General features: G+C 73.0%; 11 protein-coding genes. All 11 read left to right on the forward strand.

The window, feature by feature from the left end; translation table 11 throughout:
- Positions 1 to 155: 155 nt before the first annotated feature.
- The 11 genes from ACZ60J_RS06165 (at position 156) to ACZ60J_RS06215 (ending at position 12,131) form a co-directional block, all read left to right on the forward strand.
- The gene (locus tag ACZ60J_RS06165; RefSeq protein ID WP_469679248.1) at positions 156 to 1,571 is read left to right on the forward strand and encodes a 2-hydroxymuconic semialdehyde dehydrogenase; all 1,416 of its coding nucleotides are present in this window, start codon (positions 156 to 158) and stop codon (positions 1,569 to 1,571) included.
- Positions 1,568 to 2,470, forward strand: a complete 903-nt coding sequence (locus tag ACZ60J_RS06170) for a 2-keto-4-pentenoate hydratase (RefSeq protein WP_469679249.1) — start codon at positions 1,568 to 1,570, stop codon at positions 2,468 to 2,470. The genes ACZ60J_RS06165 and ACZ60J_RS06170 overlap by 4 nt, the downstream gene beginning before the upstream one ends.
- Positions 2,467 to 3,306 (forward strand): 2-keto-4-pentenoate hydratase, encoded by an 840-nt coding sequence (locus ACZ60J_RS06175; protein WP_469679250.1) that lies wholly within the window; start codon positions 2,467 to 2,469, stop codon positions 3,304 to 3,306. Before ACZ60J_RS06170 ends, ACZ60J_RS06175 begins: the two co-directional genes overlap by 4 nt.
- The gene (locus ACZ60J_RS06180; protein ID WP_469679251.1) at positions 3,303 to 3,764 is read left to right on the forward strand and encodes a RidA family protein; all 462 of its coding nucleotides are present in this window, start codon (positions 3,303 to 3,305) and stop codon (positions 3,762 to 3,764) included. The genes ACZ60J_RS06175 and ACZ60J_RS06180 overlap by 4 nt, the downstream gene beginning before the upstream one ends.
- Positions 3,761 to 4,330, forward strand: a complete 570-nt coding sequence (locus ACZ60J_RS06185; RefSeq protein ID WP_469679252.1) for a 3-hydroxyanthranilate 3,4-dioxygenase — start codon at positions 3,761 to 3,763, stop codon at positions 4,328 to 4,330. Before ACZ60J_RS06180 ends, ACZ60J_RS06185 begins: the two co-directional genes overlap by 4 nt.
- Positions 4,327 to 5,457, forward strand: coding sequence for an amidohydrolase family protein (locus ACZ60J_RS06190; protein ID WP_469679253.1), 1,131 nt, complete (start codon positions 4,327 to 4,329; stop codon positions 5,455 to 5,457). Before ACZ60J_RS06185 ends, ACZ60J_RS06190 begins: the two co-directional genes overlap by 4 nt.
- Complete coding sequence (locus tag ACZ60J_RS06195; protein WP_469679254.1) at positions 5,454 to 6,413, forward strand: acetaldehyde dehydrogenase (acetylating); 960 nt, start codon at positions 5,454 to 5,456, stop codon at positions 6,411 to 6,413. The genes ACZ60J_RS06190 and ACZ60J_RS06195 overlap by 4 nt, the downstream gene beginning before the upstream one ends.
- The gene (gene dmpG / locus ACZ60J_RS06200) at positions 6,410 to 7,477 is read left to right on the forward strand and encodes a 4-hydroxy-2-oxovalerate aldolase (RefSeq protein ID WP_469679255.1); all 1,068 of its coding nucleotides are present in this window, start codon (positions 6,410 to 6,412) and stop codon (positions 7,475 to 7,477) included. Before ACZ60J_RS06195 ends, dmpG begins: the two co-directional genes overlap by 4 nt.
- On the forward strand, positions 7,471 to 8,706 hold the full coding sequence (gene kynU, locus ACZ60J_RS06205) for a kynureninase (protein ID WP_469679256.1): 1,236 nt from the start codon (positions 7,471 to 7,473) through the stop codon (positions 8,704 to 8,706). Before dmpG ends, kynU begins: the two co-directional genes overlap by 7 nt.
- 105 nt (positions 8,707 to 8,811) lie before the next feature.
- Positions 8,812 to 10,587 carry an LVIVD repeat-containing protein gene (locus tag ACZ60J_RS06210; protein ID WP_469679257.1) on the forward strand — a complete coding sequence of 592 codons (1,776 nt, stop codon included), beginning with the start codon at positions 8,812 to 8,814 and terminating at the stop codon, positions 10,585 to 10,587.
- Positions 10,588 to 10,682: 95 nt separating this feature from the next.
- A complete protein-coding gene (locus tag ACZ60J_RS06215; protein WP_469679258.1) occupies positions 10,683 to 12,131 on the forward strand; it encodes an amino acid permease in 1,449 nt (482 codons plus the stop codon).
- Positions 12,132 to 12,253 lie beyond the last annotated feature (122 nt).

The following is a 12,253-nucleotide window of genomic DNA, read 5'->3' on the forward strand; positions in this document are numbered from 1 at the left end:
TGCATTTCGCTCTTCCATACCCGAATGGCTATGGGAACGGCATCAATTGGCATTGGTTCGGCATATCGATGTCAGCGCATGATGTCCGCACGATCCGGGGTTCCGCAACCGAACACCCCGGCCTGGTATGGGAGGTCTGCAAGGTGAGTTCACCTGTGCGGCATTACGTGGGAGGCCGGTTCGACGCCTCCGGCGATCCGTTCCCCTTGGTCGACCCGGTCCACGGGCGCACCGTCGGCGAGGTGCCCTCGGCCCCCGTCGAACTGGTCGACCGCGCGGTGCGCGCCGCAAGGGAGGCGCTGCGCGGGCCCTGGGGGACCTGGAGCCCCGCCGACCGGGCGCGGATGCTGCACCGCATCGCCGACGGCATCGAGCGGCGCTCCGAGGAGTTCGTCGCCGCCGAGTGCGCCGACACCGGCAAGCCCCGCGAGCTCGCCTCCACCGTCGACATCCCGCGCGCCGTCGCCAACTTCCGTGCGTACGCGGAGCTCCTCGCCGGGCGCGCCGAGCAGTCCTGGCACACCCCGACCCCCGACGGGCGCGGCGCCCTCAACTACACCGTGCGCAAGCCGCTCGGCGTGGTCGCGGTGATCTCGCCCTGGAACCTGCCGCTGCTGCTGCTCACCTGGAAGGTCGCGCCCGCCCTGGCCATGGGCAACACGGTCGTCGCCAAGCCCTCGGAGCTCACGCCGGCCACGGCCTGCCTGCTCGCCGAGGTGATGGCCGACAGCGACCTGCCCGCAGGGGTCTTCAACCTCGTCCACGGTGAGGGCGCCGGCGCCGCCGGGCAGTGGCTCACCGAGCACCCGGGCGTGGACGCGATCGCCTTCACCGGCGAGTCCGGCACCGGCAGCACGATCATGCGTGCCGCGGCGGCCCGCCTCGCCCCCGTCTCCTTCGAACTCGGCGGCAAGAACGCCGGGCTGGTCTTCGCCGACGCGGACCTCGACCTGGCCGTGGCGGGCACCGTCCGCTCCGCCTTCACCCACAGCGGCCAGGTGTGCCTGTGCACCGAGCGGCTGTACGTCGAGCGGCCGATCTTCGACGAGTTCGCCGCCCGGCTCGCCGACGCGGCGCGTCGGCTCGGGGACTACGGGCCGATGATCTCCGCCGCCCACCGCGACAAGGTGCTCGGTCACCTCGCCCGGGCGTCCGCCGACGGCAAGGTCCTCGCGGGCGGCGGCGTGCCGGTCTTCGGGGACGACCGCGACGGCGGCTTCTTCGTCGAGCCGACCGTCCTGACCGGGCTCCCCGAGGACCACGCGGCGGTGCGCGAGGAGATCTTCGGACCGGTGGTGCACCTGGCACCGTTCGACACGGAGGCGCAGGCCCTCGAACTCGCCAACGCGGGTCCCTACGGACTGGCCGCCACGGTGTGGACCGGCGACCTCGCCCGCGCCCACCGGGTCGCCCCCGCCCTGGACGTGGGCATCGCCTGGGTCAACACCTGGAACCTGCGGGACCTGCGCACCCCCTTCGGCGGCGTGAAGGCCTCCGGCATCGGGCGCGAGGGCGGCGACCACTCCCTCGACTTCTTCTCCGAACCGATGAACGTGTGCGTGAAACTGTGACCGTTCAGCATCCGGCATCCGCCGCCACCGATCCCACCGCCGACCGTGCCTCCGGCTCCGGCTCCGGCCCCCGCCCCGGCTCCAGCCCCGTCGAGCAGGCCGCCGAACGCCTCGACCGCGCGCGCCGTACCGCAGTGCCCTGCACCCCCGTACGGGACGTCCTCGCGGCCGGCGACCTGGACGCGGCGTACGCCGTCCAGGCCCTGCTCACCGCGCGCCGGATCGACGAGGGGCGCCGTGTCACCGGCTGGAAGGTCGGGCTGACCTCGGCCGCCGTGCAGGCCCAGCTGGGGGTGGACACCCCCGACTTCGGCGTCCTGCTCGACGACACCGCCGTACCCGACGGCGCCGACCTGCCCTGGGGCGCCGTACTCCAGCCCAAGGCTGAAGCGGAAGTGGCCCTCGTCCTCGAACGCGACCTGGACCACGAGCGGCACACCGTCGCCGATGTCATCCGGGCCACGGCGTTCGTCCTGCCCGCCATCGAGATCGTCGGCAGCCGCATCCGCGACTGGGACATCACCGCCGTCGACACCATCGCCGACAACGCTTCCAGCGGCGCCTACGTCCTGGGCACCCGGCCCGTCCTGCTCCGCGACCGCGGGCTCGACCTGCGCACCGCCGGCATGGTCCTGGAACGGCGCGGCGAGCCCGTCTCCACCGGTGCGGGCGCCGCGTGCCTCGGGAACCCGCTGCACGCCGCGCTCTGGCTCGCCGACACCCTCGTACGCCTGGGCAGCCCGCTGCGGGCGGGCGACACCGTACTGACCGGCGCGCTGGGCCCCATGACGGCCGTCGCCCCCGGGGACGTCCTCGAAGCGCGGATCGACGGCCTCGGCTGCGTCCGCGCGGCCTTCGGTGCCGACCCGTCCGACCGACCCGAAGGGGACGCCCGATGAGCCCCACCCCGCATCACCCCGGCCCCATCGCCCTCGACGTCGCCGCCCTCGCCGAGCGGCTCGACACGGCCGCCCTCGATGCCCGTACCCTCCCCGGCGGAACCACCGGACTGACCACGACCGCAGAGGCGTACGCCGTCCAGAAGGCCCTGGTGGCCCGGATGACGGCACGCGGCGAGCGGGTCACCGGCTTCAAGCTCGGCTTCACCAGCCTCGCCAAGATGCGGCAGATGGGGGTGTCCGACCTCATCCACGGCCGGATCACCGACCGGATGCGGATCCCGGACGGCGGCCGCCACGACATCGGCGGGCTGATCCACCCGCGGGTCGAACCCGAGGTCGCCTTCCTGCTCGGCGAGACCCTCGTCCCCGGAGGCGACCCGGCGTCCGCGGTCGCCGCGGTGGCCCCCGCGCTGGAGGTCATCGACTCCCGCTACGACGGCTTCGCCTTCTCGCTGCCCGAGGTCATCGCCGACAACACCTCCGCCGCCGGGTACGCGGTGGGCCCGTGGACCCCCGCCGACGACCTGACCGCTCCCGGCGGCCTCGCCCACCTCGGCGTGCTCCTGGAGCTCGACGGGCGCACGGTGCAGACCGGATCGACCGCGGCGATCCTGGGGCACCCGCTCCGGGCCCTGGACGCCGCCGCGCGGCTCGCGGGGTCCCTGCCCGCGGGGACCGTGATCCTCGCCGGGGCGGCCACCGCCGCCGTCCCGCTGCCGTACGGCACGCACGTACGGGCCACGGTCGCCGGCCTCGGCAGCGTCCGGTTCAGCACGGCGGACCGCACGCACGAAGCCGCCGCCCCCGGTGCGCCGGACGGGGAGTCCGCATGATCGTCCCCGGAGCCGCGGAGCCCCGCGGCCGCTTCCCCCACCTGCGCCGCGCCGGTGACCTCGTCTATGTCTCCGGCACCAGCGCCCGCCGCCCCGACGGCACCTTCGCCGGCGCCGCCGCCGACCCGATGGGCGTCACCGACCTCGACGTCCGCGCCCAGACCCGGGCCGTCATCGAGAACATCGCCGCCCTGCTCGGTGCCGTCGGCGGCAGCCTGGCCGACCTGGTCTCCGTCACCACGTACCTCGTGAACATGAACGACTTCGGCGGCTACAACGAGGTCTACGGGGAGTACTTCGACGAGGGCGGGCCGGCCCGTACCACCGTGGCCGTCCACCAACTCCCCCACCCCCACCTGCTGATCGAGATCAGCGCCGTCGCCCACCTCCCGCAGGCCGGGGGGACCCGGCGTCCGCCGGGCCCGGCCTACGCACATGAGCAGGAGCAGTCCGCATGACCGTGACCCCGTTCAACTTGCACGCCTGGATCGAGGAGCACCGCCACCTGCTGCGCCCGCCGGTCGGCAACGTGCAGATCTGGCAGGAGGCCGACCTGATGGTGACCGTCGTCGGCGGCCCCAACCGGCGCACCGACTTCCACGACGACCCGATCGAGGAGTTCTTCTACCAGCTCGAGGGCGACATGGTGCTGCGCGTCATGGACGAGGAGGGCAGTCCGCCCCGCGACATCCACATCCGCCAGGGCGACGTCTTCCTGCTGCCGCCGCACGTACGGCACTCCCCGCAGCGCCCGGAGGAGGGCAGCATCGGCCTGGTCGTCGAGTTCGCCCGCCCGGCGGGCATCCGCGACGCCTTCGAGTGGTACTGCATGGACTGCCACCACCTCGTGCACCGCAGCGAACTCCAGCTCACGTCCATCGTCGAGGACCTCCCGCCGGTCTTCGACGCCTTCTACGCCGACGAGGCCGCCCGCACCTGCGGGAACTGCGGATCGGTGCACCCCGGGCGGGAATGGCCGCGGGCGCTGCGCCCGCGGACCCGGCGGGACGGGGCGGACGCATGACCGTCGTCGACATCCACGCGCACGTCTTCCCGGAGATCACCCGCGCCGAGTCGCGCGTCCTCACCGGGTCCGACGAGGGACCGTGGCTCCGCACCTCGGACGGTCCCGACGCCGGGATGATGATGGCCGGCGCCCAGGAGTACCGGCCGGTGCGCCGCACCCTGTGGGACCCGGCCGCACGCGTCGCCGACCTCGACCGGCTCGGCGTGGACGTGCAGGTGCTCTCCAGCACCCCGCTGATGTTCGGCTACGCGCTGCCCGCGGACCGCGCCACCGACTGGTGCCGGACCGTCAACGACCGCATCCACGCCTACAGCGCGTACGCCCCGGACCGGCTCGCGCCACTGTGCCAGGTACCGCTCCAGGACACCGAGGCGGCCTGCGCCGTGCTCTCCGAGGCGATGCTCCAGGGATTCCGCGGCGTCCACATCGGCAACCACCTCGGTGACCGCGACCTGGACCACGGCGCCCTGCTGGAGTTCCTCACCCACTGCGCCGACGAGGGCGCCGCCGTCCTCGTCCACCCCTGGGACCTGCCCACCGGGCCCCGGTTCTCCCGCTACATGCTCGCCTGGCTCGCCGGGATGGCGGGCGAGACCCACCTGACGATCCTGACGCTGATCCTGTCCGGTGCCTTCGAGCGGCTGCCCGCCTCGCTGCGGCTGCTGTTCGCGCACGGCGGGGGCAGCTTCCCCTATCTGCTCGGCCGCGCCGACAACGCCTGGCACCGCCGGGACCTGGTGCGCGCCGACAGCCCGCGGCCGCCCTCGGCCTACACCGACCGGTTCTCCGTCGACTCGGCCGTCTTCGACCCGGGCGCACTGCGCCTGCTGGTCGACGTGATGGGCGCCGAGCAGGTGCTGCTCGGCTCCGACCACCCCTTTCCGCTGGGCGAGGAGGAGATCGGCCGGCTGGTGCGGGAGAGCGCGCTGACCGAGGACGAGCGACAGGCCGTGCTGGGTGGCAACGCCGTCCGGTTCTTCGGCCTGGAGGACCTGGCCGGGAAGCGGGCCGCGGCCCGTACCGGTGCTCGTACGGACGCCCGTACCGATGCCCGTACGGACGCCCGGACAAAGCCCTGCGGCGTGGGACTGCGCGCCGACGAAGCGAAGGAGGCCCTGCGATGAAGGCCGCCGTCATCGGTTCCGGCAACATCGGCACCGATCTGCTCATCAAGCTCATCCGCGGCCGCGGCCTGGTCACGGCCGCGGCGATGATCGGCATCGACCCCGCATCCGAAGGGCTCGCCCGGGCCGGCCGCCTGGGCGTTCCCACCAGCGCCGGCGGGGTCGAGGGCCTCATCGCGCTGGACGGGTTCGAGGACATCGGGATCGTCTTCGACGCCACGTCCGCCGCCGCCCACCACGCGAACGCCGCGGCCCTCGCCCCGTACGGCAAGACCCTCATCGACCTGACTCCCGCCGCCATCGGCCCGTACGTCGTCCCCCCGGTCAACCTGGACGCCTGCCTCGACGCGCTCGGCACCGAGGGCGCGCAGGGCACGCAGGGCACCGCGGCCATCGGCAACGTCAACATGGTCACCTGCGGCGGCCAGGCCACCATCCCCGTCGTCGCCGCCGTCTCCCGCGTCACCCCGGTCCGCTACGCCGAGATCGTCGCCTCCATCGCCTCCCGCTCCGCGGGCCCCGGCACCCGCGCCAACATCGACGAGTTCACCGAGACCACCGCACGCGCCCTCGAACAGGTCGGCGGCGCGGCCAGGGGCAAGGCCATCATCGTCCTCAACCCGGCCGAGCCCGCGCTGCTCATGCGCGACACCGTGCACTGCGTGGTCGACGACTGCGACACCGCCCGCATCGCCGACTCCGTCCACGAGATGGCCGCGTCCGTCGCCGCCTACGTACCCGGCTACCGGCTCAAGCAGCAGCCCCAGTTCCGCACCCTGGCCGCCGACGACCCCCTGGTCGCGCTGGCCGGGGGCGGCCGGCTCCTCGTCTCGGTCTACCTGGAGGTCGAGGGCGCCGCCCACTACCTGCCCGCGTACGCCGGGAACCTCGACATCATGACCGCCGCCGCGCTGCGCACCGCCGAGCGTCTGGCCGAACGGAGCACGGCCCGATGACCCGCGTCTACGTCCAGGACGTCACCCTGCGCGACGGCATGCACGCCGTCTCCCACCGCTACACCGTCGACCAGGTCCGCGCCATCGCCGCCGCACTCGACGCCGCCGGCGTCGACGCGGTCGAAGTGGCCCACGGCGACGGCCTGTCCGGCTCCTCCGTCACCTACGGACCCGGCGCCCACACCGACTGGGAATGGCTGGAGGCGGCTGCCGACGTCCTGCACCGGGCCCGCCTCACCACGCTGCTGCTGCCCGGCATCGGCACCGCGGCGGACCTGCGCCGCGCCCACGCCCTCGGCGTCACCTCCGTACGCGTGGCCACGCACTGCACCGAGGCCGACATCTCCGCACAGCACATCGGCCTCGCCCGCGAGCTGGGCATGGACGTCGCCGGCTTCCTGATGATGTCCCACCTCGCCGAACCCGCCGAACTCGCCGTCCAGGCAAGGCTGATGGAGTCGTACGGCGCCCACTGCGTGTACGTCACGGACTCCGGCGGCCGGCTCACCATGGACGGGGTGCGCGACCGGGTCCGCGCCTACCGCGAGGTCCTCGATCCCGGCACCGAGATCGGCATCCACGCGCACCACAACCTCGGCCTCGGCGTCGCCAACAGCATCGTCGCCGTCGAAGCCGGAGCCCACCGCGTCGACGCCTCGCTCGCCGGACAGGGCGCGGGCGCCGGAAACGCCCCGCTGGAGCCCGTCATCGCCGTGTTCGACCTGATGGGCCTGGAGCACGGCTGCGCCCTCTTCCCCCTCATGGACGCCGCCGAGAACCTCGTACGCCCCACCCAGGACCGGCCCGTTCGCGTCGACCGCGAGACGCTGACGCTCGGCTACGCCGGGGTGTACTCCAGCTTCCTGCGGCACGCCGAGACCACCGCCGCCCGCCACGGCCTCGACACCCGGGAGCTGCTCGTCGAGGCGGGGCGCCGCCGGCTCGTCGGCGGTCAGGAGGACCTGCTGACCGACATCGCACTCGACCTGCGGCGGGAGCACGACTCCGCCGGCCCAGCCGCCACCGCCGCTCCTTCCTGTACCGAGGAGGTACCCGCATGCTGAACCAGCGCGCCGCCGATCTGGACTCCGCCGACCCGATCGCGTACGTACGCGACCGCTTCACCCTCCCCAAAGGCCTCGTCTACCTCGACGGCAACTCCCTGGGCGCCCTGCCCACCGCCGTCCCCGCCGCGGTCGAGGACGCGCTGCACCGGCAGTGGGGCACCGACCTGATCCGCTCGTGGAACGCCAACGGCTGGTGGGAGGCTCCCGTCCGCACCGGCGATGCCATCGGCCGGCTGATCGGCGCCGCCCCCGGCCAGGTCGTCGTCGGGGACTCGACGAGCGTCCAGCTCTTCAACACCCTGCTCGCCGCCGCCCGTCTGCGGCCCGGCCGCCGCCTGCTGCTCACGGACCCGGACCACTTCCCCACCGACCAGTACGTCGCCGACTCCATCGGCCGGCTGCTCGGCCTCGACGTCCGCCGCGTGCCCGCCCGGGAGGCAGCCGCCGTGCTGGCCGCCGAGGGAGCGCAGGTGGCCGTCGCCGCCTACGCGCCCGTCGACTACCGCACCGGCGAGCTGTACGACATGGCGGCCCTCACCGCCGCCGCTCACGCCGCCGGCGCCCTCGTCCACTGGGACCTGTGCCACGCCGCGGGCGCGCTGCCCGTCGAACTCGACGCCATCGAGGCCGACTTCGCGGTGGGCTGCGGCTACAAGTACCTCTCGGGCGGCCCCGGCGCCCCCGCCTTCGCCTACCTCGCCCACCGCCATCAGCAGGACTTCGACCAGCCCGTCACCGGCTGGCACGGCCACGCAGAGCCGTTCGCGATGTCCGGCAGGTACACCCCCGCGCCCGGGATCACCCGTGCCCGCATCGGCACCCCGCCGCTGCTCTCGCTCATCGCCCTGGAGGCGGCGCTCACCGCCTACGACGGGGTCCACATGAGCGCGGTGCGCGCCAAGAGCCTCTCCCTGACGGGCTTCTTCCAGGAATGCGCCGACGTCCTCCTCGACGGCCTCGGCTTCGACCTGGCCACCCCGCGCGACCCGCTGCGCCGCGGCAGCCAGGTCGCACTGCGCCACCCGGAGGCGTACCCCCTGATCGCCGCCCTCACCGCGCGCGGGGTCATCGGCGACATGCGCGCCCCCGACCTGCTGCGCTTCGGCTTCAACGCGCTCTACCTCACCCATGCGGACGTACTGCACGCCGTGGAGGCGCTGCGGGACGTCGTGACGACGCAGGCGCACCGGGCCGCGGAGTTCCAGCAGCGCCCGACCGTCACCTGACAGCCGCCGTCACCCGACGCCCGTCACCCGACGCCCGCCGTCACCTCACCCTCCGCCCCGCCTCCGCCCCGCCTCCCCCACCGGCCGAGAACCCCTAGGACTTACGTGAGATCCCTGCGCACCAAGGCTTCCCTGTCCGTGGCCGTCGCCACCGTCGCCGCCCTGCTCGTGCCCGGCACCACCGGCGCGAGCCCCGCCGCCTCGGCCACCACCGCCACCGCCACCGACCCCAACATCCCCGACGTCTGCGAGGACCGCCGCCCCGCTCCGGCCGACCCCGGCGCGTACGGCATGCAGCTCGACGGGAGCTTCCGCCATCCCGCCCTCACGCCGGTGGACGAGGAGCACGAGCATTCCTTCCCCGGCCGCGCCAAGGAGTACGACACCCGCTCGTACATCAAGAACATGAAGGTCGAAGCCGCCTACGAGGGGGCCGACTTCACCCCCGACTACTTCCACACCTGGCAGAACGTCGTCGACTTCGACGGCCGCCGCTACCTCTTCCAGTACGACCGCTCCGAAGGGCGCGTCTACGACATCACCGACGTGAAGAAGGTGAAGGTCGTCGAGAAGATGTCGCGAAGCGACGTCGGCGGTGACGAGAGCAGGGCCAACGGCTCCTGGGCCGCCAACGACTACTGGGGCGCCTCCACCATCCAGTGGAACAAGGCGATCGGCGCCTACGTCATGGTGCAGAGCTTCGAGGACAAGAGGCAGATCTCCGAGCTCACCGACGAGCCCGGTCACGACAAGTACGGTGACCCCGACGGCGTCCGCAAGCTCCGCGAGAAGCCTGGCCTCAAGGGCTTCAAGGTCTTCCGGCTCGACGGACCCCGCAAGAAGGACTGGAAGCTGCTGAGCACGGTGTCCACCGACTCCACGCAGAAGGACCCGCTGAAGTCCGACCCGAACACCGCGCAGCAGGGCTCCGGCTCGCTGGACGTGCCGTACTGGACCGGCGGCCGGTACATGTTCATCGCCACCGCCCCGAACGACACCTACTCCGGCACCGAGTACCCCACCAACCTGCACTCGGCCGGCTACCAGTCCTGGGACATGTCCGACCCCGCGCACCCGAAGCTGCTCGACACCTGGCACCTGCCCGGCCAGCTCACCGGCGAGGACGCGGCCTACCGCGCCAACCCGCGCTGCGGCAACCGCACCAGCTGGATGGGTGCGCGGATGCCGCTCTTCATCCCCAAGCCGGTCGAGCAGGGCGGACGGTACGCCTTCGCGGCCATGGGCGGCTACGGCCTCACGGTCCTGGACATCTCCGATCCGGCCCACATGAAGGCCGTCGGCCACCTCGACCTGCCGCCGTCCGTCTCCGGCACCGAGGGCGACAACATCGACGTCTCGCAGTACGAGAAGACCGGGCTGATCTACTACTCCGGCTACCCGCTCACCGAGGACTGCTACGAGCCGTACAAGGACGTCTACCAGATCGACGCCAAGGACCCGGCGCACCCGCGCGTCGTCGGCACCCTGCCCCGTCCGGTCCCGCCCAAGTCGGCGGGCTTCCAGGACTTCTGCCAACGGCGCGGCAGCTTCGGCCCCAAGCGCACCGGCTACTACACCAACCCCGGCAAGCACGACGCCGGAGTCCTCGGCTACGGGTTCTACAACGCGGGCGTGCAGTTCTTCGACGTGAAGGACCCCGCCGATCCCGAGATCGAGGCCTACTTCGTCCCCAAGGCGTACGGACCCGAGACCCCGGACTACGCGTACGGCAACCAGACCCACGGCGTGTACGTGGAGTGGGACCGCAACATCGCCTGGGTGCTGACCAATCACGGCATCTACGCGCTGTCCTCGCAGCAGGTGCTGGGCAAGCCGCGCCTGACCGCCCCCGACAAGCCCTTCCGCACCAGCGAGTTCTGAGCGGCGCGGCGCGCCCGCACCCTCGTCCCCCAAGCCGCCCACGCGCAGGCCGGCCTCCCCGCCGGCCTCCCCCCTCCCAGAAGGACGTCCCCGCCATGGCTGCTCCGGAAAGACCCGCCCCTGCCGGCACCACCGAGCCCCTGCCCCCGCACGCGGCGGAGGGCGGCGCTCCGGCGCCGGGCGGGGGGCTGGTCAGATCGCTCACCCACCGCCAGACCACCATGATCGGCCTGGGCTCGGCGCTCGGCACCGGTCTCTTCCTCGGCTCCGGCTCCGCGATGGGCGCCGCCGGACCGGCAGCCATCGTCTCGTACGCGATCGGGGCCTTCCTCGTCGCCGTCATCGCGGTGCTGCTGGGCGAGATGTCCGCGGCCCATCCGGTCCAGGGCTCGTTCGGCTTCATCGCGCACCGCTACCTCGGGCCCTGGGCCGGGTTCCTCACCCGCTGGACGTACTGGTTCAGCGCCGTCGTCGTCATCGGCACCGAGGTGGTAGCCTCCGCGCTGTACATACGCTGGTGGTGGCCGGCCGTGCCGATGACGGCCGCCATCCTCGCGGTCGCGGCGGTGGTCCTCGCGGTGAACGTCATCAACGTGAAGTCCTTCGGTACCACCGAGTTCTGGCTGTCCACCATCAAGGTGACCGCCCTGTGCGCGTTCATCCTGTGCGCCGGCTTCCTGGCCTTCTTCGGCCTGCCCGACGTCGGGGGCACCGGCTTCGCGCACCTCACCGACGACGGCGGCTTCATGCCGCACGGCGCGAAGTCGATCTGGATCGCGATGTCGGTGGTGATGTTCGCGTACGCCGGCTTCGAGGTCGTCGCCATCGCCTCCGCCGAGGCCGCCGACCCGCAGCGCACCATCCGCACGGCGATGCGGCAGCTCGCGTGGCGGCTGAGCGTGTTCTACGTCCTGTCCATCACCCTGGTCATGTGCCTGATCCCGTGGCGGCGCCTCGCCGCCGGTGACGGCAGCGTGGAGGCGAGCCCGTTCGTGCGGGTCTTCTCCGACGTCGGCGTGCCCGCCGCGGCCACCCTCACCAACCTCGTGGTGCTGATCGCGGCGATCTCCGCCGCCAACGCCCACCTGTACGGCGCCTCCCGGCTGCTGCACTCCCTCGGCGACGACGGCCTCGCCCCGGCCCCGCTGGCCCGCCTCACCAGCCGGGGCGTGCCGGCCGCGGCCCTGGCCGCCTCCACGCTGGGCATCGCGGTCGCGGCGCTCCTCGCCTTCTACGACGTGGGCGGCATCTTCGGCATCCTGATGTCCATCGCCCTGTTCGCCGTCCTGCTGGTCTGGCTGCTGATCCTCGCCTCGTACGTGGCCTTCCGGCGCCATCGGGACGCGCACCCGGCCGAGTTCACCGGCTTCAGCGTCCGCGGCGGCCCGAAGTTGGCGGTGGTGGCCGCCCTCGGTGTCCTCGCCGTCGCCGCCACGGCGATCGAGGTGCCGGACATGCGGCAGGCGGCGGGCGTCGGCACCGCGTTCACCGCCGTGCTCCTGGCCGCGTACGCCCTCATCGCGGCCCGCCGCCGAGCAGCCTGACCGACAACCCCCGCACGCCCGGAACGGACGGCCGCCCCCACGACGGGGACGGCCGTCCGTTCCCGCAGCGGGGCCGAAGTCCTCGGCAGGACCATGCGCCGACGCGCGTGGATGCCGTCGGC

The organism is Streptomyces sp. NPDC104226, assembly GCF_055584085.1.

What these genes read in the sequence shown, in the direction of transcription:
- ACZ60J_RS06175 (WP_469679250.1), top strand. Translation starts at nt 2,467, where the DNA reads ATGAGCCCCACCCCGCATCACCCCGGCCCCATCGCCCTCGACGTCGCC.
- ACZ60J_RS06180 (WP_469679251.1), top strand. Translation starts at nt 3,303, where the DNA reads ATGATCGTCCCCGGAGCCGCGGAGCCCCGCGGCCGCTTCCCCCACCTG.
- ACZ60J_RS06185 (WP_469679252.1), top strand. Translation starts at nt 3,761, where the DNA reads ATGACCGTGACCCCGTTCAACTTGCACGCCTGGATCGAGGAGCACCGC.
- ACZ60J_RS06190 (WP_469679253.1), top strand. Translation starts at nt 4,327, where the DNA reads ATGACCGTCGTCGACATCCACGCGCACGTCTTCCCGGAGATCACCCGC.
- ACZ60J_RS06195 (WP_469679254.1), top strand. Translation starts at nt 5,454, where the DNA reads ATGAAGGCCGCCGTCATCGGTTCCGGCAACATCGGCACCGATCTGCTC.
- dmpG (WP_469679255.1), top strand. Translation starts at nt 6,410, where the DNA reads ATGACCCGCGTCTACGTCCAGGACGTCACCCTGCGCGACGGCATGCAC.
- kynU (WP_469679256.1), top strand. Translation starts at nt 7,471, where the DNA reads ATGCTGAACCAGCGCGCCGCCGATCTGGACTCCGCCGACCCGATCGCG.
- ACZ60J_RS06215 (WP_469679258.1), top strand. Translation starts at nt 10,683, where the DNA reads ATGGCTGCTCCGGAAAGACCCGCCCCTGCCGGCACCACCGAGCCCCTG.